This window comes from Chitinophaga sp. 9-1-y (genome assembly GCF_059511905.2).
In genome coordinates this window covers 7,759,897-7,779,746 of sequence record NZ_CM197955.1, presented here as the reverse complement: position 1 = coordinate 7,779,746, position 19,850 = coordinate 7,759,897, and the positions used below count along the sequence as shown (strand labels likewise).

18 protein-coding genes are annotated in these 19,850 nt (G+C 44.3%); 4 read left to right on the top strand and 14 right to left on the bottom strand.

Features of this window, described 5'->3' with window-relative positions; all coding sequences use genetic code 11:
• Window positions 1-5 precede the first annotated feature (5 nt).
• Window positions 6-857 carry a carboxylating nicotinate-nucleotide diphosphorylase gene (gene nadC, locus AC5ZC7_RS31045; RefSeq protein WP_496161488.1) on the bottom strand — a complete coding sequence of 284 codons (852 nt, stop codon included), beginning with the start codon at window positions 855-857 and terminating at the stop codon, window positions 6-8.
• Between the two features lie 99 nt (window positions 858-956).
• Complete coding sequence (locus AC5ZC7_RS31040; protein ID WP_496161489.1) at window positions 957-1,370, bottom strand: DUF4783 domain-containing protein; 414 nt, start codon at window positions 1,368-1,370, stop codon at window positions 957-959.
• 291 nt (window positions 1,371-1,661) lie between these two features.
• Here AC5ZC7_RS31040 and gpmI point away from each other — a divergent pair, with 291 nt between their 5' ends.
• The 3 genes from gpmI (at window position 1,662) to uvrC (ending at window position 5,881) form a co-directional block, all read left to right on the top strand.
• A complete protein-coding gene (gene gpmI / locus AC5ZC7_RS31035) occupies window positions 1,662-3,185 on the top strand; it encodes a 2,3-bisphosphoglycerate-independent phosphoglycerate mutase (protein WP_496161490.1) in 1,524 nt (507 codons plus the stop codon).
• A 303-nt stretch (window positions 3,186-3,488) separates the two neighbouring features.
• Window positions 3,489-4,073: a hypothetical protein gene (locus tag AC5ZC7_RS31030; protein ID WP_496161491.1), complete on the top strand. Its 585-nt coding sequence runs from the start codon at window positions 3,489-3,491 to the stop codon at window positions 4,071-4,073.
• 2 nt (window positions 4,074-4,075) lie between these two features.
• Window positions 4,076-5,881 carry an excinuclease ABC subunit UvrC gene (gene uvrC / locus AC5ZC7_RS31025; RefSeq protein ID WP_496161492.1) on the top strand — a complete coding sequence of 602 codons (1,806 nt, stop codon included), beginning with the start codon at window positions 4,076-4,078 and terminating at the stop codon, window positions 5,879-5,881.
• A 2-nt stretch (window positions 5,882-5,883) separates the two neighbouring features.
• On the opposite strand, the gene AC5ZC7_RS31020 is transcribed toward uvrC, so the two are convergent.
• The 9 genes from AC5ZC7_RS31020 to AC5ZC7_RS30980 form a co-directional block, all read right to left on the bottom strand.
• Entirely contained in the window at window positions 5,884-6,480 is a 597-nt protein-coding gene (locus AC5ZC7_RS31020; protein WP_496161493.1) for a DinB family protein, read from the bottom strand.
• A gap of 65 nt (window positions 6,481-6,545) precedes the next feature.
• Window positions 6,546-7,124 (bottom strand): cyclic nucleotide-binding domain-containing protein, encoded by a 579-nt coding sequence (locus AC5ZC7_RS31015; RefSeq protein ID WP_496161494.1) that lies wholly within the window; start codon window positions 7,122-7,124, stop codon window positions 6,546-6,548.
• 169 nt (window positions 7,125-7,293) lie between these two features.
• Window positions 7,294-8,316, bottom strand: a complete 1,023-nt coding sequence (porN, locus tag AC5ZC7_RS31010; protein ID WP_496161495.1) for a type IX secretion system ring subunit PorN/GldN — start codon at window positions 8,314-8,316, stop codon at window positions 7,294-7,296.
• Window positions 8,317-8,337: 21 nt separating this feature from the next.
• Window positions 8,338-9,879: a type IX secretion system motor protein PorM/GldM gene (gene porM / locus AC5ZC7_RS31005; RefSeq protein WP_496161496.1), complete on the bottom strand. Its 1,542-nt coding sequence runs from the start codon at window positions 9,877-9,879 to the stop codon at window positions 8,338-8,340.
• Between the two features lie 53 nt (window positions 9,880-9,932).
• Entirely contained in the window at window positions 9,933-10,673 is a 741-nt protein-coding gene (gene porL, locus AC5ZC7_RS31000; RefSeq protein WP_496161497.1) for a type IX secretion system motor protein PorL/GldL, read from the bottom strand.
• Window positions 10,674-10,824: 151 nt separating this feature from the next.
• Window positions 10,825-12,108, bottom strand: a complete 1,284-nt coding sequence (gene porK, locus AC5ZC7_RS30995) for a T9SS ring complex lipoprotein PorK/GldK (protein WP_496161498.1) — start codon at window positions 12,106-12,108, stop codon at window positions 10,825-10,827.
• A gap of 270 nt (window positions 12,109-12,378) precedes the next feature.
• Complete coding sequence (locus AC5ZC7_RS30990; RefSeq protein WP_496161499.1) at window positions 12,379-14,424, bottom strand: DUF255 domain-containing protein; 2,046 nt, start codon at window positions 14,422-14,424, stop codon at window positions 12,379-12,381.
• Window positions 14,425-14,667: 243 nt separating this feature from the next.
• On the bottom strand, window positions 14,668-15,459 hold the full coding sequence (locus AC5ZC7_RS30985) for a uroporphyrinogen-III synthase (RefSeq protein ID WP_291919963.1): 792 nt from the start codon (window positions 15,457-15,459) through the stop codon (window positions 14,668-14,670).
• A gap of 35 nt (window positions 15,460-15,494) precedes the next feature.
• Window positions 15,495-16,565, bottom strand: a complete 1,071-nt coding sequence (locus tag AC5ZC7_RS30980; RefSeq protein ID WP_496161500.1) for a DUF4271 domain-containing protein — start codon at window positions 16,563-16,565, stop codon at window positions 15,495-15,497.
• A gap of 173 nt (window positions 16,566-16,738) precedes the next feature.
• Between AC5ZC7_RS30980 and hemW the strand changes: the two genes are divergently transcribed.
• Window positions 16,739-17,887: a radical SAM family heme chaperone HemW gene (hemW, locus tag AC5ZC7_RS30975; RefSeq protein ID WP_511911296.1), complete on the top strand. Its 1,149-nt coding sequence runs from the start codon at window positions 16,739-16,741 to the stop codon at window positions 17,885-17,887.
• A 78-nt stretch (window positions 17,888-17,965) separates the two neighbouring features.
• Here the strand turns inward: hemW and AC5ZC7_RS30970 are convergent, their stop codons facing one another.
• The 3 genes from AC5ZC7_RS30970 to AC5ZC7_RS30960 form a co-directional block, all read right to left on the bottom strand.
• Window positions 17,966-18,940 (bottom strand): deoxyhypusine synthase family protein, encoded by a 975-nt coding sequence (locus tag AC5ZC7_RS30970; RefSeq protein ID WP_496161502.1) that lies wholly within the window; start codon window positions 18,938-18,940, stop codon window positions 17,966-17,968.
• 153 nt (window positions 18,941-19,093) lie between these two features.
• The gene (locus tag AC5ZC7_RS30965; protein ID WP_496161503.1) at window positions 19,094-19,546 is read right to left on the bottom strand and encodes a hypothetical protein; all 453 of its coding nucleotides are present in this window, start codon (window positions 19,544-19,546) and stop codon (window positions 19,094-19,096) included.
• 97 nt (window positions 19,547-19,643) lie between these two features.
• Window positions 19,644-19,769, bottom strand: a complete 126-nt coding sequence (locus AC5ZC7_RS30960) for a hypothetical protein (protein WP_496161504.1) — start codon at window positions 19,767-19,769, stop codon at window positions 19,644-19,646.
• Between the last annotated feature and the right edge of the window lie 81 nt (window positions 19,770-19,850).

Sequence of the window (19,850 nt, the reverse complement as noted above, 5' to 3'; positions counted from 1 at the left end):
CTGTTTTAAAGGATAATGGCCTTCAGGCTCAAATCCAGGCTCACGGCATGGTGTATAATAGCGCCCACAGAAATATAATCCACGCCTGTTTTCGCATATGCTTCCAGGGTATCCATGGTAATGCCACCTGATGCTTCTGTTTCAAACCGTCCGTTGATCAACTCCAGTGCCTTCACAATATCTGCAGGGGTAAAGTTGTCGAGCATGATACGATCTACCTGCCCTACTGCCAATACTTCTTTCACATCTTCCAGGTTACGCGTTTCCACTTCAATTTTCAGGGGGAGGCTACGTGCTTTCAAATAGGCTACTGTATTGGTGATGGCGGCGGTGATGCCACCGGAAAAATCGATGTGATTATCTTTCAGCATAACCATATCATACAATCCCATCCGGTGATTAACGCCACCGCCTATACGAACTGCTTCTTTTTCCAGCATCCGGAAGTTGGGAGTTGTTTTGCGGGTATCTAGTATCCTGGTATGGTATCCTTTCAGTTTTTCAACATATTGATGTGTTAAGGTGGCAATACCACTCATTCGCTGCATGCAGTTCAGCACCAGTCGTTCGCCCATGAGCAGGGTATGCACGGCGGCATCCACTTCAAATGCTATTTCGCCTGCTTTCATGGCCTCGCCATCTTTCTTATGGGGCGTGAATACGGTGTACATATCCAGCCATTTAAAAATGGCTTCGGCTACTTCCATGCCGGCCAGGATACCATCTTCCTTAATCTTGAGTACAGCCTTCCCTTTGGCGGTAGGCGGAATACAAGCCATGGTGGAGTGATCTCCGCTTCCTATATCTTCTGCCAATGCGCTTCTGATAAACGCATTCAATGCTGCTTCATCTAACATAATTCGTAATTATCACGTGAAAGATAGCTCAAAAATAAAAAGTGCCCCGCAATAAATTGCGGGGCACCGGGGTTTTTCAACTAATTTATACTGGTATTTTTATTTGCTTTCAAACCTTAATTCATTTAATACCATACTACCACCTTTCTTTTGCAGGAAAAAAGATACCCTGAAAGTACCGTTTCCTGTAACCATATTACCAATACCAAAGCGGGAATTATCGCCCCCCTGGTGTACCAGTTCAAATGACTTCACCTGGTTTTTTGATAAGAAGTCCTTTAAAATTATTTCTGCCTGTGCTTTACTATAGGAATTCGATTTTCCTGAAATATTGATCTCTACAGTATTGTCGAGGTAACGGGATAAGCCATTCACATCGCCTTGCTTTAATGCCGCCACTACATCATCAAATGGGCCGGCAACGGTGATATTAATTGACCTGGCCGACAGTGTAAGCGTGGTAAAAACACCTCCCAACAACATAATCCCCAGCACAATCAATAGCTTCTTCATTGTCAGTTATTTTATTAAAAATGTGATTTTTCTAACTCAAATTAAAAGCGAAAACTATGCCAAACAGGCTGCAAATCAACAAAATCACATTATAGTGGTAGCTATGAAGGGCTAAGTAATAACAGTAAGATAATATGTATTTATTTTCGAATAAATAAACTATAAAATTTGACGAACGAATGTCTTCCCCGTTAATTTTTTGATAAGCGTTATTTTTGCAAAATATTTAAACCCTTTATAAGTACTTTCACCGCCTGAGTGAATTTACATTAAACTATAACCAGATAGGATATGGAAAAGAAAAGAGCCATTCTCGTAATTATGGACGGATGGGGCGAAGGTAAAGTGCCTGACGCCGATGCCATTGCACACGCAAAAACGCCTTTTGTAAGCAGTTTATATAAGCAATACCCGCACAGTCATCTCATTACCTGCGGAGAAGCCGTAGGCTTACCTGACGGACAAATGGGTAATTCTGAAGTAGGCCACCTGAACATCGGCGCCGGCAGAATCGTTTACCAGGAGCTGCAACGCATCAACGTTGCCATCAGAGACGGCGAACTGGCTGCCAATTCTATTTTACTGGATACCCTGGCACACGCTAAAAACAATGGTAAAGCCCTGCACCTGATTGGGCTGGTAAGCGACGGTGGTGTACACTCTCACATCCAACACCTGAAAGCATTAACCGATATCGCCAAAGCAAATGGCCTGGAAAAAGTATATATCCACGCCTTTACCGACGGACGCGATACTGACCCTAAAAGCGGATTAGGCTTCCTGGAAGACCTCTCTGCCCACCTGGCAACATCCACCGGCAAAATAGCCTCCGTAACCGGCCGCTACTACGCCATGGACCGCGATAAACGCTGGGAACGCGTAAAACTGGCTTACGACGCCATGGTACACGGTACCGGCACGCCTACCCAGGATGTTTTAACCGCCGTAAAAGCTTCCTATGCAGAAGGCGTAACCGACGAATTCATTAAGCCAATAGTAGTAACCGATGCGCAACAACAGCCTATCGCTACTATCCAGGAGGGTGATGCTGTACTTTGCTTCAACTTCCGTACAGACCGTTGCCGCGAAATATCACAGGTACTCACACAGGAAGCATTCCCTGATTTCGGTATGCAACCACTGAATATCTACTATACTACCATGACCGACTATGACCGTACCTACAAAAACGTACATGTCATTTTCGAAAACGATAATCTCAACATGACACTCGGTGAAGTGTTGGCGAAAGATGGCTGCACACAAATCCGTATCGCAGAAACTGAAAAATACCCGCACGTATCTTTCTTCTTCTCCGGTGGCCGTGAAACAGAATTTGAAGGTGAACGCAGACTGATGGCCGCCTCTCCAAAAGTAGCTACCTACGACCTGAAACCAGAAATGAGTGCAAACGAACTGGCTGACCTGATTGTACCTGAACTGCAACAAAAATCAGCCGACTTCGTAGTCCTCAACTTCGCCAATGCCGACATGGTAGGCCATACCGGTGTATTCGAAGCCGTAGTGAAAGCCGTAGAAACCGTAGATCACTGCGTAGAACGCGTAGTTACTGCCGCCCTGGCCAGCGACTATACCGTTTTCCTCACAGCAGATCATGGTAACGCCGACTTTATGATCAATGCAGATGGCTCTCCCAATACTGCCCACTCCCTGAACCTGGTACCATTCTTTATCATCAATAAAGATTTCAGAGGCCCCGTGAAAGATGGTAAACTGGGCGATATTGCCCCTACTATCCTTCATTTCATGGGACTGCCCATTCCTAAAGAAATGACTGGCAACCTGCTCGTGTAGCAGAAAGCGGAAAGCAAAAAGCTATTAGCGCGAATGACAAAAGCGAGTATTAATTACTTATTCGCTTCCATCATTCGCGCTAATAGCTTTTTGCTTTCTGCTTTTTGCTTTTTCCAATTTATTTGGAAGTGCCTGTAACATTTCGCAACTGGCCCCCGTTTAATAGACGTTACCCACGAAAAATATCAGCCCAAACAGCTGATTTACATATTTTTAGTGCTCTCGACAGATTTGCTCATGCATCGATGCGCCGTTTTTACGGCGCATTTTTTATGACCCACATTTAAGTATTAATTTTGCAGCATGAGAATATACCCGCAAGTAATGGCGCTATTTACCATCATTGGCTTCATCGCCTGTAACCAGGCAAATAACCCATCAAAAGGACCGGCTCAGGATAAGTTTGCTCCACTGCCAACCTACTTCAGCCAGGAAAATGCACATATCCGTAATAATGATCTCACCTTATTCAAAACCGTGATACTCAATGGCAAAAAAGATACGACCAGTATGTCTGCCAGCGATAGTGCCACCATACACGACCTGCTGAAGCCATTTGCAGATATAGACCTGAACAAACCTTCCCTCCGGGATGAATATGATACTTCCAGCTTATACGACCCTTTTTCCGGCCGGAAATCGGTGATCTATAAATCAAAAGGGAAACAAACCAACCCTTCTGAAGTAACTATGGAACTGGACAAACAAGGCAACATACAACAGGTAAGCATTCACTCCTACACCAGCAACCTGGTATACGAATTCAGACAGGATTTACTCTACCAGCAAAACAGGCAAGTTCGGATGACTACCTATCAAAAAATAGCCTTCCTGACACCCAAAGAACTGGAAATAAACGTAATGATGGCACCTAAAAAAGGGATGTAAACATGACCGCACCGGAGTTTCAGAAAATATCACATACCATACCTGTAGATGCAGGTATTTATAAATACTACGATGAATCTGGCACCCTCCTATATGTAGGGAAAGCCAAAAGTTTGCGTAAGCGGGTCAGCTCTTATTTTGTAAAAAATCATGATAGCTACAAAACCCGCAAACTGGTGGAACACATCCATCATATTGAGTTTACCATCGTTAACTCAGAACAGGATGCCTTTCTGCTGGAAAACTCCCTTATCAAGCAATTCAGGCCTAAATACAACATCAACCTGAAGGATGATAAAACCTATCCATATATCGTTATTAAACACGAATCCTTCCCCCGCGTATTTTTTACCAGGAATGTGGTCAAAGATGGTTCCGACTACCTAGGCCCTTTTACCTCCGTGGGCAGGGTACGGGAAATCCTGGACGTGATTAAATACAACATCCCCTTACGCACCTGCAATCTCAATTTAACGGAAGAGAATATACGAAAAGGGAAGTTCAAAGTATGTCTTGAATATCACCTGGGCAATTGCAAAGGCCCCTGTGAAGGCCTGCAAACACAGGAAGACTACCGCGAAGGATTACAGCAGGTAAAAAATGTATTGAAAGGCAATCTTACACCGGTAGTAAACCTGTTTAAAGAACAGATGCTGGAACACGTGTCCAAAATGGAATTCGAGAAAGCGGAAATTATGCGTAAAAAAATTGCCAGCCTCGAAGACTATTCTGCCAAATCTACCATTGTAAATAACCGCATGGGAAATGTGGATGTATTTTCCATTATCAGTGAAGGCAACCACGCCTATGTAAACTACCTGCGCATTATGAATGGTACCATTGCAGATACCAAAACAGTAACGCTCGAAAAACAACTGGAAGAAAGTGATGAAGAAGTGTTGGCCTATGCCATTGCCTATCTCCGCGAAGTATTCAAAAGTATTACTAACGAAATAGTAGTTCCACTTCCGGTAGAATACCCTGAAAGCAGCGTTACCGTGACCGTTCCGAAAGGCGGTGATAAAAAGAAATTGCTGGAGCTTTCTGAAAAAAATGTCAACTACTTCAAAGAAGATCTATACCGCAAGAAGATACTGCACCTGGAAGGCAAAACTGATATGGAAAGAAAGCAGGTATTATACCAGCTGCAGGCAGATCTCGAATTACCGGTATTACCGGAACACATTGAATGCTTTGATAACTCCAACTTCCAGGGAAGCTATCCGGTAGCTGCCTGCGTAGTGTTCAAAAATGGCGTAGCCTCCAATAAAGATTACCGGCATTTCAATATTAAAACCGTAGAAGGAATCAACGACTTTGCCTCTATGAAAGAGGTGGTTTTCCGGCGATATAATCGCCTGTTAGCAGAGCAACAGCCGTTGCCACAGCTGGTGATCATTGACGGCGGTAAAGGCCAGCTCGGTTCTGCTATGGAAAGCATTCGCGAGCTGAACCTCATCGGTAGCATGACCGTAGTGGGGTTAGCTAAAAATGAAGAAGAAATATTTTTCCCCGGAGATTCTCAAAGTATCAAATTACCCTACAATAGTGAAAGCCTCAAACTCATACGCCGGGTGCGGGATGAGGTACACCGCTTCGGGATTACTTTTCACCGGCAGAAACGAAGCAAGGGTACTTTCAAAAATGAACTGGAAAGTATTAAAGGGATTGGAGAAAACACCGCTACACAATTACTGAAAACCTTCCGGTCTGTGGCCAAAATAAAGTTATTGTCGCAGGAAGACCTGGAGAAAGAAGTAGGTGCCGCCAAAGCCAAACTGATCTGGAATCATTTTCATAACAGCTAGTACTATACGACTTTGGTTAACGGTGGTACACTTACTGCTATGGCATTTTCTGCCTGCAGCAAGTGGCGGTTGATATGCGCGGTCAGGAACCCGAAGGTATCTCCTACAGACAATTTAATAAAGCGGGAGAGGGAAGTAGTTACCCTGGCCTGCCGGATATTTATTTTTTCTGCGCGGATAAGTAATGCTTCCATTTGCAGTTGTTGTTCCATAAACTCTTTCAACACCATGGTTACAGCCGGTTGTGATACCGGCACATGATCTTTGGGAGATTTCATCCTGGAACGCAGTTGTCCGTCTGCCGAAGGCTGCATCAGGCGGGTGAACCAGGCGCCCAGCCAGCTGCTTTTGAATAATGTTGCTGGCTGGCTGTTTTTTTGTGTTGCCGTGATAATAGCTTTTTCCAGTGCCGGAAGATAGAACCTGCCATAGCTATTCAGGTGCTCCAGGCATTGCACAGCACTCCATTTGCCAGGTGCAGGCGGTTGTTGCAATATATTATCTGCCTGCTCACCGAAACGATGCACCACCTTATCATACCCCTCTACGATCTGTTTGCGCAAACTATGCAGCAATTCAATACTGTTAACGGCCTCCATGTCATCCATATTTATTGCAAAGCTAGACCAACAGCCGTTGAAAAATCTTTGTGCAGATCAACATTTTATAATTTCACAGTACTCAGCAATTTGCTGAAGGTTGCCGGATCTATGCCCAGGTAAGAGGCGAGGTATTTATGTGGGATCAGTTGTAATACCTGGGGGCTGCGGGTGAGCAGTTTCCTGAATTTTTGTTCCGCGGTGAAAGACAACAGCTCCCGGTGGCGTTCTATTACACCAGACAATGCCCCTACTGTTCCTATCCTTGCCCATCTTTCTATCAGCGGGTATTCGAGTGTCAGGCGGTTAAAGTCGGCGTAGTTCATGCGCAGCAGTTCACTTTGGGTAAGTGTTTCCAGGTACCAGGGAGAGGGGCGTTGTAACTGAAAGGAATCCATTACACCAGAAAAGGAGCCGGTATAAGAAAAGAGGAGGGTGGCTTCTTTATCATCATCCAGGCAAAAAATTCTTTGTACCCCTGAGATAACGAAGTAGAGATATTTTTCTACTTCGCCGGCTACGGTCAGCACTTCTTTTCGTTTATACTGCACTGGTGTCCATACTGCTTCGAATGCCTCCCATTCGCGGTCGGGGAGCGGCATCATCTGAAAAACGGTTTTACGAAGTGACTCGAGGTACTGCATACGGAAAGAAAGATAAGAAAAAAGAGCTGAAAGCATAAAGGATAAAGCATAAAGCGATTATAGCGAATGATAAAAGCGGATGAGTAATTTGATACTCGCTTTTATCATTCGCTATAATCGCTTTATGCTTTATGCTTTATGCTTTAGGCTTTAGGCTTTAGGCTTTATGCTAGTATTGCCACAAGTCCTGCTCTTTATTAAAGATACGGTCGTGAATGGCTTGTCCTTCGAGGAGGCGCATAACACCGTCTTTAATGTAATCCTTGATTTCGCGGTTGTAGGTATTATTTTCCTTCACTATGTAGCTACCGAAGAAGCGCATTTCAAAAAGGTCTTCCCAGCTGATAGTGGATGCATCGTTGTTCTGGTTATACACGTCGTGTTTAGCCAGGATACCGCGGCAATCAGGATAATATACCCAGAATAAAGGAATGGAGGCACGGATAGAGCCGTCTTCATTTACACGGGATACCATAGGAGCAATACCCAGTATGCGAACTTTCAGGGCAGAAGCTTCTTTGTCGAATACCCATACTTCTTTGATTTTGTACTGTTTGATGGTACGAGGATCGAAGTCATCGCGGGTAGTCACCATTTTTTCTTCGCCGGTTACCGGATCTATACTACGTACGGTTCTTTCTTCCCCGCTGAGTTTATTCTGGATTTCGGAGTAGGGCATTATGGTGGTAAAGCGGTCGTCGATAGCGCTGAAAGCTTCTATCTCTTTATTCTTGATTGCGTCCAGCAGAATATTTATGAACAGCTGATTGGTACCACTTTCATCTTCCACGTTGTATTGAAAAGGAAGATTGATTTTCTCCCTGATATCAATTACCTGCCAGATACGCTTTTCCCAGAACCTGTCATCCTCGCGGATGTAGTCGTAGGCGATTGGCGTACGTTCTCTTGCCAGGTTTCTTTCCACCACACCATCAATACGTAATGATTTGCGGGGAGTGTCTACCAGCGGACTGGTGATACCGTCCGGGCGTTGAGAAGCAGGGGGAGCAGATGGAGGTGTGACAGCATTCCCGGTTGCCGGGTTTACTACTGAAGCATCTGGTGTAGCCGTAGCTGTGTTAGCAGTTCTGCGGCGGGTTGTACCACCACGTCTTTGCGCATCTGCAGCTGATGCCAGCATTACCAGCAAAAGAGTGCACCAACCTATTCTGTTAAATATTACTGCTCGCATAATTCAGTAATTAATTGACCGTTAGTTTAATTTAAATATAGTGCTCGGCATAGAACGAACGATGTTGTCTGGGCCTTTCACTTTCACGTTTTCAAAAAACACTTCATCACCTGGGCGCAGGGAGCGGATAGATGCCGCTACATTGCCTGGGAAATAAGCGGAAGTAGCATCGCCTTCCTGGTATTCTTTGCCTTTTGCAGAGATACCAACACGGTAACCAACTACCTCATATTTTACACCTTCAAATTCGAAGTCTTCCAGGTCAGCGCGTAAACCGCCCTGTACTTTAAAGTCAGCTGCTTTCATGCTACCGCCTTTGTTAACACCTACTTTCAGGATTGGATCCGGAACACGTTTTACACGGAATTCTTTCTGACCCAATGATTTGGTTTTACCATCGATGTTAGCAACTACGTTGATCACTGCCTTACCTGGCTGGCTTACAGTAACGATATATTCACCTGAACCGCGTTTAGTCATGTTACCACCACTAATGGAGGCAGATACTTGTTCAGCAGGTACACCGGCGGCAGAAATTGAAATTGGGTTCTGCAGGCCGATATACAGTACGTTCATTTTGTCGGCAGAGATGGAGGTGGTTGAAGCACCTACATTATAAGTTTCTGTAAAGGGATAGGACACAGGTGCGCCACCTGTAGGATTAGGTAAGGTAATAGTACCGGAGATGGATTTTTCACCAAGCCCGGAAGCAGGAATATTCACAGTTCCTAAACCTTCGTGTGCTTCAATGGTTTGACCATTTACAACAATGGTTGGATTCACCGTACTGCTGTAAGCGCCTATTGCGATGTTAGCAGTTAAGGTTTGTCCTTCCATCAGATTTTTGGAATTCAGTGAAATGAAAGGCTTTACTTTATCAAATTTGAAATTTTGTGCATCGATACGACTGAACAGGTAATCAATCACGGCAGATTCTGAGTTTTTGATATCATTCTGGAATTTACCCAGGATGGTTACAGCTGCAATGGTAGGTACCATGTTGAAGTGGTAGGTTGTCCATGATTTAGGACCACCAGCGTGATCATCATAGGATTTACCTACTTCTATTTTCAGTGGTAAAGTTTTTTCAATTTGTTCTTTCTTTTTAGGATCGTCAATATAGGAGAGGAATTTTTCACGCAGCTCTTTCAGCTTGCTTTCTAATTCAGGTCCTTTTTTGTTGTTCTCCATTACCCTTGTAGGGGCATCCAGACCAGCTTTATCCTTGATTTCACCGTGTTCATCTTTACCACCGCTTTCAGTGATAATGGTTTCTTTCAGGGACTGTACATACTCAAACATGCCGGCAGACAATTTCTTTACTTCCTCTGCTTTGGCTTTATAAGGTGCTGTTTTCGCAGCATTATCCTTCATTTGCGCATCAAACTGTGAGTAAATGAAATCGTTTTTATCTGTTACCGTTTTATTGGAGGTATTGATTGAGTTATTTACGATACTAAATGCGTTCAATATTTCAGCAGAGACGTTCAACGCGAGCATGGCCGTCAAGACCAGGTACATGATGTTGATCATCTTCTGCCTAGGATCTTTAGGTAGTGCCATAGTTTGTTTTCAGATTTAATAATAAGTGTTAATTCGAAACTATTAGCGATACCTTATCTTCCTCCGTGCATAGCGCTCAGCATGTTACCATAGATAGAGTTCAGGTTGCTGAGGTTTTTAGCGAGCAGGGAAATTTGTTCCTGAGTTTTCTTAGCATCTTCAATGCTGCCACTCATAGCGGAAGAAGCATTCTGCAGGTTGCTGTAGAATGAGTTCATTGCTTTCAGGTGGTTGTTAGTGTCCTGGAGTTCCAGTTCGTAGATAGCATTGAGGGAAGCTAGATTTTTAGTCATGCCCTGCATCTGTACATGGAATTCTTTGGTAGATTCTGATGCACTGTTGAAAGAAGATACGGCAGCAGCAGCAGTAGTGTAAGCGTTAGCTACATTACCAATAGCGCTGGCAGCTTCTCTTGTTTTTTGTGTGTAATCTCCGGTTGCTGCTACTACATCGCTGATGTCTCTCATTTTGTCAACAGTAGTACCCAGTTTCTGGAAGTTTTCGCTCAAACGTTGCAGGTTAGCAGGAGTGATGTCTGCTTCCTGGAGCATTTTATCCAGGCCAGCTACTGCAGGACTGCCGGCAACTGCCACCACTTGTCCTTCAGGATGAGAAGCACTGGAATCAGGCACGAAAGCGTATACGAAGAAGATCAGCGCTTCTGTGCTCAAACCTAAGATCAAAGCAATATCAGCTCCCCGCCAGTGTTGCAGTTTAAATAACGCTCCGATAATTACCACGGAAGCCGCAATACATACGAAAAAGTTCAGCCATTTAGCTTTGTTAGGATTCATAGCCATAGGTTAAAATTTACTGGTTAAAGTGTTAATAGTTAAAGTCTGTATGGAATAGTTAATTCTCACTGATTTGCTAATAATAGTGTACATAATACAAAAGGTTGTCTTTGGTAGTTATTAAATACAGGCTATTACAAATTTGGTTCTACTATCTGTGCTTCGCTCTTCTGCTCAGGGCAATGGTACATCTGAAACCTACATAAGATTTAGCACTATCCTGATATTCATATGTTCTGGTTCCGGTTTGGAGGAAATAACCTACGTCTTTCCAGGATCCACCCCTGATAGCTTTACGCTTCATTTTCAGTGGCGCATCATCTGGTACATCCATTCTCAGATAAGGGTTCATATCGGAAGTGAATGAGTAGGCATTTTCGTAGAAGATATCTGCGGTCCACTCAGCTACGTTACCGGACATATTGTATAATCCGTAATCGTTAGGCCAGTAGGCATCTGCACGTACAGTGTAAAATCCACCATCTTCCGGATAGTTACCACGACCAGGTTTGAAGTTGGCGAGTAAACATCCTTTTTTGTTGCGGATATAGTAACCTCCCCAAGGGTAAGGTGTTTGTTCTCTTCCGCCGCGGGCAGCATATTCCCACTGTGCTTCAGAAGGTAGCTGGAATTTATCTTCCGTAAACAGCTTCTTGCTGAGGCGGTAATCTTCCCAGAATTTACTTCTCCATTCGCAGAAAGCCGTTGCCTGGTGCCAGTTTACACCTACTACCGGATAGTTATCAAATGCCGGGTGCCAGAAGTACATACGTGTCATTGGCTCGTTATAGGCATAAGAGAAGTCTCTGATCCAGCAAAGTGTATCCGGATAGATGGGCACATCTTTTTTTACAATGAAGGTAGAACGGGGTTTACCAATATTCTCTCTCAGCTTGGCTTTATCCCAGTTGAAAGTTTCCTGGTGGTAAATCAGTTTACCCACGTCAATATCTTTACGGCCATACAACCTGTCTGCTTCGGAATACACCATCGCATCCAGTTTCTCCCAGGTGGCTTTATCTTTCCAGACAATCTTCTGCTTCCAGTCAATGATATCATGACCATCATCAGATTTTACATGGCCCAGCAGGATGTGAGCGATGGAGTCTTGTACCCACTGCACAAACTGGCGATACTCGTTATTGGTAATTTCCGTGGCATCCATATAGAAGCCGGAAATGGAAATCGCCTTGTTACGCGCCGTAAATGCATAGTTTACGTCCTCATCACTGGGACCCATGTGAAAAGTTCCGGCAGGAATGTATACCATGCCGTAAGGTACAGGGGGAGTGTACTTTGGTCTCGGACTCACGCCGATCAATTGCCCTTGTGCATTTTTAGGGGTTTTACTACCGCCACAGCTGGCCAGCAGGGAAACCAGCAAAACTGCCAACAGACCTTTTACATAGTTAAGCTTCATAAGGGTAGCTTTCATCAGAATATGTTTTTTCTATTAACCAGCCTGGTGCGATTTGCCTGTATACAAGGGAACACATTTCTCATATTTCACCCGCTTTGTTTATATGAAAGATAGCAAATGTAATAATTAATTTTAATCCGTAGTGACTTTTTATACAACTTTTTCAATCCCACTCATCACCGTTCTGTAACTAGTTTAAACGTTACTTTTAACATTTTATTATATAGTCATAATAACATTTGTTGAATCGCCGGCCACCCTTATAAGGGGCAAGTTACATAATTATTATATTAAATTAATAATTTCTTCCATATAATGTACCGGCTTAATGCAATGATAATCTTTACATAAGTATATCAAAGTGTCATTTTCCCGCGCCCGATCTGTCAGTAGCGGGATGTCAGAAATATTTTTTTCTGACCCCAGCAATATTTTATACGGGATAAACCATTTTTGGGTTTCCTGCATCTTCTCCTTAAAATCTTTTCCTACCACTGCCAGCTCCGGGGTCCCTTTTACAAACTGTAATAACTGGCTCGCCCACACGCCAAAGGAAGTAGGGTAACGAACTACTGTTTGCGAAAGACCAGAAACAGCGCCTGTACACCTGTTAGCCCATAGCTTATGATCAAAAACAACCGAAAGGTACCAAAGGTTTTGCATCATCACCGCATTGCCACTGGGCACCGCCCCATCGTAAATCTCCTTTTTACGTACAATCACATCTTCCTGGCCCTCAATAGTATAGTAGAAGAAAAGTTGATTTTCATCACTGAAATGCACCGTCACAAAAGTGGCAATATCCCGTGCCTGGTACAAATAAGTAGTATTGCCTGTTACTTCCTGCAGGGCAATCAATGCCTGAATCAAACAGGCATAATCATCGAGGAAGGCAGGATACTTAGCTTCCTGTTGCTTCCAGGTATGATAAAAAGCCCAACTATCGGCTGTTTGGCGGAAGTTTGCCAAACAAAAATCCATATTGCGGATGGCCATCTCCCGGTAGGCTTCTATTCCCAGCGCCGCATAAGCTTTACAGCAGGCATGTACCATCATGGCATTCCATCCCAGCAAAATTTTATCATCCAATCCCGGGCGGATCCTGTTTGCCCGTACTGCCAGCAGCTTTTCACGGCAGCCCTGCAACATAGCCCCCAATATATCAGCATCATAGCCTTTCTCTGCCGCAAACTGTACCAGTGGCTGTTTTACCCACAATATATTTGTTTCTTCCCAGTTCCCATGATCACTTACATCATAATACTCACAGAAAGGTTTGGCCTGTTCTCCCAGTATATGATGTATTTCCGCCTTGCTCCAGGTATAGAATTTACCTTCCACGCCTTCCGAATCCGCATCCAGCGCGGCATAAAAACCTCCCTCCGGAGCCGTCATTTCCCGGTCGATGTAAGTCAGTGTATCCTTTATCGTTTGTGCATATACGTTGTTACGCGTCAACTGATACGCATCACAGAGCACATCTATCAGCAGGGCATTGTCGTACAACATCTTCTCAAAATGCGGTGCCAGCCATTTTTCGTCTGTGGAATAGCGGGCAAAACCGCCACCCAGTTGGTCATAAAGGCCTCCCTGCAACATTTTATCAAGTGATAGTAACGCCTGTTGCAAGGCTGCCGGATGATGCCAGGCATGATGGTAACGCAATAAATAAGCAATTGTAAAGGTTTGGGGGAATTTAGGCGCCCGCCCAAAGCCGCCCCAGGTGGTATCTGCCTGTTTGAGTATATTTTCACAGATGCTGTCGCACTGCGCTTTGGTAAATAATTCTTCGTGGGGAATATTCAATGCAAACCCAGGTTGCAGGCCAATCTGTGCCGATTGACTAATATGCTGCACCAGGTTATCGGCCTGTGATTCTATTTCCTCCCGTTTCTGTTGAAAAGCCTCAGCAATAGAAAGCAGCACATCGGTCCAGGAAGGACGGTTATAGGCCTGTGTTGGCGGGAAATAGGTGCCACCATAAAAAGGCTTTTTCTCTGGTGTAAGAAAAACGTTCAATGGCCAGCCACCAGCACCCGTCATTGCCTGTACGGCATCCATATAAATGTGGTCCAGGTCCGGCCTTTCTTCCCGGTCTATTTTAATATTGATGAAGTGCTCATTCATGATGGCGGCGGTAGCGGCGTTCTCAAAACTCTCCCGCTCCATTACATGGCACCAGTGACAAGCCGCATAGCCAATACTTACCAGGATGGGCTTATCCTCCTGCAAAGCACGTTGCAGGGCCTCTTCTCCCCATGGATACCAATTAACAGGATTATGTGCATGCTGCAACAAATACGGACTGGTTTCACTGATAAGCTTGTTCATGGATTCCGATACGCGATAACTGATTGATAAAATAATCTCTTACAAAGAAATTTATTTTTTCAGGATTACAAAGAAATATTTTTTTAGCAGTTAGCCATTAGCTTTTAGCTTTTAGCAAAATGCAGCGAAGATAATATTATGTGGGTCTCCGCTGCATTTTGCTAAAAGCTAATGGCTAACCGCTAAAATAAAGCAGGGATGACCACATGGTCATCCCTGCTTTATTTTATGCAGAAAATACTGCTACTTTTTTGTTAATGTAGTAAGGTACTGTTCCAATGCAGCGGCCATGGATGGCGCTTGCGGCAGTGGTGCTTTTACATCCAGTCTCAATCCTGCTTCTTCAACGGCAGCGGAGGTAGTGGGTCCGAAGGCACCGATATGGGTACCATTCTGCTCAAACTCCGGCATGTTTTCAAACAATGATTTCACACCTGATGGGCTGAAAAATACGATCATGTCGTAAGCTGTAGCCGCCAATACTTCCTTTACATCCGTAGAAACCGTTTTATAAAGGGTAGCAGTAGCATACTCACACTTGTTGGCTTTTAACCACTCCTCAATGTCTTTCTTCTGGCTATCGGAACTGGGAAACAGGAATTTTTCATTATCCCTGTGCTTGTTCATTACTTCCAGCACACCTTTGGTAGAACCGTCTGCTCCATAAAATACCTTCCGCTTACGGTAGAGAATGAATTTCTGCAGGTACAATGCTACCGCTTCTGTAATGCAAAAATACTTGCAGTCCTGCGACACTTTGATCTTCATTTCTTCGCAGATACGGAAAAAGTGATCTACCGAATTACGACTGGTGAAAATCACTGCTGTAAAGCTAAGAATGTCGATTTTCTGTTTTCTAAACTCCTTCGCTGGCAAACCTTCCACCCTAATGAACGGGAAAAAATCCAACTTGATATTGAACTTCTTGGCCAGATCAAAATAGGGTGACTTTTCAGTTTCAGGCTTAGGTTGAGAAATTAGGATTGACTGAATTTGTTTACCTTGCAAATCTTTTTTTGGCCCGCCTTTTATCATACGTTTTTTGCTCTTGTGTTAACAATAGGCGATAATCAGGGATTACCAGTTAACCAGATATTCTGCAGCACCTTGGTTAATATTAAAACAGGCGCTACTTCGAATGCGCAAAGGTAAAGAAAAAAATGCAATTTACTGAAAGATAGGTATTGCTTAACTAGCGAATAAGATCTAATATACCGGTATATAATGAGTAATACAATAAAAAATAACGATATATAGAGGAAAGTACGGGCAATTTCAGGGCTACAGAAAGCAATTATTACCAAAAAGGGCACCAACAATACCCCCAGAATCTTATTAATCAGGTACAAGATGAAAATGTAAGCATCTGCCAGCTCGCTATTACCAAATAACCAACCACAGAAACGCAGCATGATATACTTAAATCCATATACCACCGCTACCAACACAATTAAACCCGGAATCAGTAACCAGGGCTCTGCCTGCGGAAATACCTGCTGACGGTATAATACCAGGTAAAAATACAGTCCCAGTACAATAGCAAAGAAGGTATTCAACAGCATATTCGGAAAAGGCGACTGCGATAACTGATCTTTTAACTGTCGCTGGCTCAGCGTAGGGTTGAGAAAGGCGCGGAAAAGGTCGGAAAAATACTTCTGGTAAATTAAACGGATCACGCTCAGCACCAATAACACGGCAGCCATTAGGTAAATCAGCCAGTCCATACTGCGGTAGGGGCGCGCTGGATTGGTGTCTACAAACGTTGGTCTGCCGGGCTTCAGGAAGATATTTTCCGCCGCCATCTTCTTCATATACAGATCATATGCCGATGGCACCTTTACCTTGGGAGCAGCCACCACTGCGGTGCTATCGGTTTTATGCCCGGTGGTATCCCCGGCTGTCTTTGTAGTATCTTTTTTAACGGATGCGGTCAATGGCGCTACGGGAGTATGGTTTACCCGTGCAGAATCTTTTTTTACCGCTGAAGTGGTATGCACTTTTGGACGTGTGGAATCACCAGCCGTCCGGGCGATTACCGGCTTTTTCTTTACTACCGGCGGCTTTACAGCAGCGGAATCTGTTGTTTGCGCCAGTATCGGCAAATAACTGAAAATGAATAACAGCAATAACCAGTTTCGCACCAGGAAAATATTTTGCAATGACTTTAAAATCGGTTTTTCAATAATAAACGCTCCGTTCACGCTCTCCCGAAACAGCAGCAATTAACGTAGTCCTGTTCACATAACAAAACTGAAACGTAATTTTGATGCAACAAAGATATTAAAATAGTCCATAGTTGCCCCGTAAAACGGCAATGGCAGACCACTATAAAACGCGCATGTCCGGAATTTATATACATATTCCTTTTTGTAAACAGGCTTGTTACTACTGCAATTTTCATTTTTCCACTTCCGTTTCAAAGCAGGGAGCGATGGTGGAAAGTTTATTGCAGGAAATCACGCTGCAAAAAGATTACCTGGCCGGAGCACCGGTGCACACCATCTATTTTGGCGGTGGTACCCCCAGCCTCCTCCAGGCCAGCGAGTTACAGGCATTACTGTTGCACCTGCGCGCTACCTTCCCGGTAGCCGATGACGCAGAAATAACGCTGGAAGCCAATCCGGATGACCTGAACATAGAAAAGCTCTCCATGCTGAAAGCCGCCGGCATTAACCGGCTGAGTATTGGCATACAGTCATTCCATGAAGCAGACCTCACCTGGATGAACCGGGCCCACAACAGCCAACAGGCGCTGGACTGTGTACAACAGGCGCAGGACCTGGGTTTCCATAACATCACCATTGATCTTATTTATGGTGGCCCCACCCTCACTGATGAAGGCTGGAAACAAAATATTGAACAGGCGATTGCATTAGGCATTCCGCATTTATCTTGTTATGCCCTTACTGTGGAACCAGGTACCGCCCTCGATCATTTTATTAAGAAAAAGAAGATGGCCGCTACAGATCCCGATAAAGCAGCGTACCATTTTGAAATGCTCATGGATATGCTGGGTGCTGCCGGCTATGAGCATTATGAAATATCCAACTTTGCATTGCCTGGCTGGCATTCGAAACATAACAGCAGCTACTGGCAGGGGAAATCTTACCTGGGCTTAGGCCCGTCTGCACATTCCTTTAACGGGCATTCCCGGCAATGGAATATTGCCAACAACACCCAATACATACAAAGTATTCAGAACGGAAAAGTTCCTTTTGAACTGGAATCGCTGACAACCGCCATGCAATTCAACGAGTACATTATGACGGCGCTACGCACCTCCACCGGCTGCAACCTGGAGTGGGTGGCAGAGAAATTTGGTACCCCACTGGCAACACACCTGGTCACAAATAGCCAGCCCTTTATGGCTGCACAACAGATGGAAAGGGTAGGAGACACCCTTCGGCTCACTAAAGCAGGACGCCTGTTTGCAGACGGGATAGCTGCGGAACTCTTTATATAACTGCAGGCAGGAGCCCGAAACGAACATGCCGCAGAAATCATCTGCGGCATGTCTTTTTATAAACTATCGTACAGTATATTACCATCCAAGGATATACGCAAACATCAGTGGCGCCACAATAGTAGCATCTGATTCTACGATAAACTTAGGTGTATGAATATCGAGTTTACCCCAGGTAATTTTTTCGTTAGGAACCGCACCAGAGTATGAACCATAAGAGGTAGTAGAATCTGATATCTGGCAGAAGTAACCCCAGAAAGGAACATCGGTCCACTCCAGATCCTGGTACATCATAGGCACTACGCAAATCGGGAAGTCACCGGCAATACCACCACCAATCTGGAAGAAGCCAACGCCTTTACCACCGGAATTTGCACGGTACCACTCAGACAGGAAAATCATGTATTCAATACCGCTTTTCATGGTAGACGTTTTCAGGTCTCCTTTAATGCAGTAAGAAGCAAAGATGTTACCCATGGTGCTATCTTCCCATCCTGGAACGATGATAGGAATATTTCTTTCTGCAGCGGCAATCATCCAGCTATTCTTTGGATCAATTTCGTAATGTTCTTTCATTACGCCGCTCAGCAGCAGTTTATACATGAATTCATGCGGGAAGTAACGCTCACCTTTCTCTTCTGCGTCTTTCCAGATTTTGTAGATATGTTTCTGGATACGGCGGAACGCTTCTTCTTCCGGGATACAGGTATCAGTAACGCGGTTAAAGCCCTGCTCCAGCAGATCCCACTCTTCCTGCGGACTCAGATCGCGGTAGTTAGGCACTCTTTTGTAGTGTGTATGTGCAACCAGGTTCATGATATCTTCTTCCAGGTTTGCACCGGTGCAGGAAATGATATCCACTTTACCCTGACGGATCATTTCTGCGAAAGAAATGCCCAATTCAGCCGTACTCATCGCACCGGCCAATGTCACCATCATTTTACCGCCTTCCAGCAAATGTGTTTCATATCCTTTGGCAGCATCCACCAATGCAGCTGCATTAAAGTGGCGGTAATGGTGCTGGATAAATTGAGAAACGGGTCCCTTGTTCATGTCATTTAGTCGTTTATACATTAACAGTCTGGCTAATAAAGCCTTAACAGGTGGCAAAGTTAAGATAATTTTTGGAGGGCGGCGGTACCGCAGTATAAAACAAAAGAGCCCATCGCAAAAGCGATGAGCTCCGAATTTTTAACACTACTAAAACTAAGCTTTTTTGAGACGGCTCTGTACTTTCATATTCGCTTCTGCATCTGTTTTGATAACGGTCCAGGTGTCTGTACCTTCCAGCGTTACAAAATAAACCACGTTTTCGCCAACGGTATATTCCACTACACAATAAATGCTCTCACCAGGATATTTTTTATTCAGCTTACCGGTTACTTTCAGCGGCAATTGCTCTGCCTGCAGGTAACGGGAGGTAGCCATCAAGGTACCATCTTCTTTGAAGAAGGCAGTTACCTTGCTATTGCTCATGGTAAATTTGGCGGTAAACGTTTTGTTATCGTCTGTATACCATTTTACATCTGTAGCGCCAGCAAAAGATTCGTTGAAGGTGCTGTTAATTTTAGTGTTGGCAGTCGTTTCATAAGGACTTGCGAACAATACGTTGGCACTCAGTAAAAGTGCGGTGCTAACTAATAAGATAAGTTTTTTCATGGCGGAAAAAATTTATGTTTTTAAAATTTTTTTTAGGTTTTGTTTGTTTCGATGAGTCAAAGCTACGCCGGGAAGTGGCCAGTGGTCAAGGCATACTTTACTGATGGGAGTACATGATAACTTCGGGTATCCGGTAATGAACGTCCACCTGACCGGTGGCGGACATCCGGGCATATAGAGCCGCCGTGGCCTGTTTGTTGGTGCCAGCTTGCCAATGTTGCATGGCCGAGCGTTAAGAAATTGTTAAAGTGGATAGAGTTTTAGAAGAAGGCGGATAATTGGCAAGCGGTATGAAAATATCTTC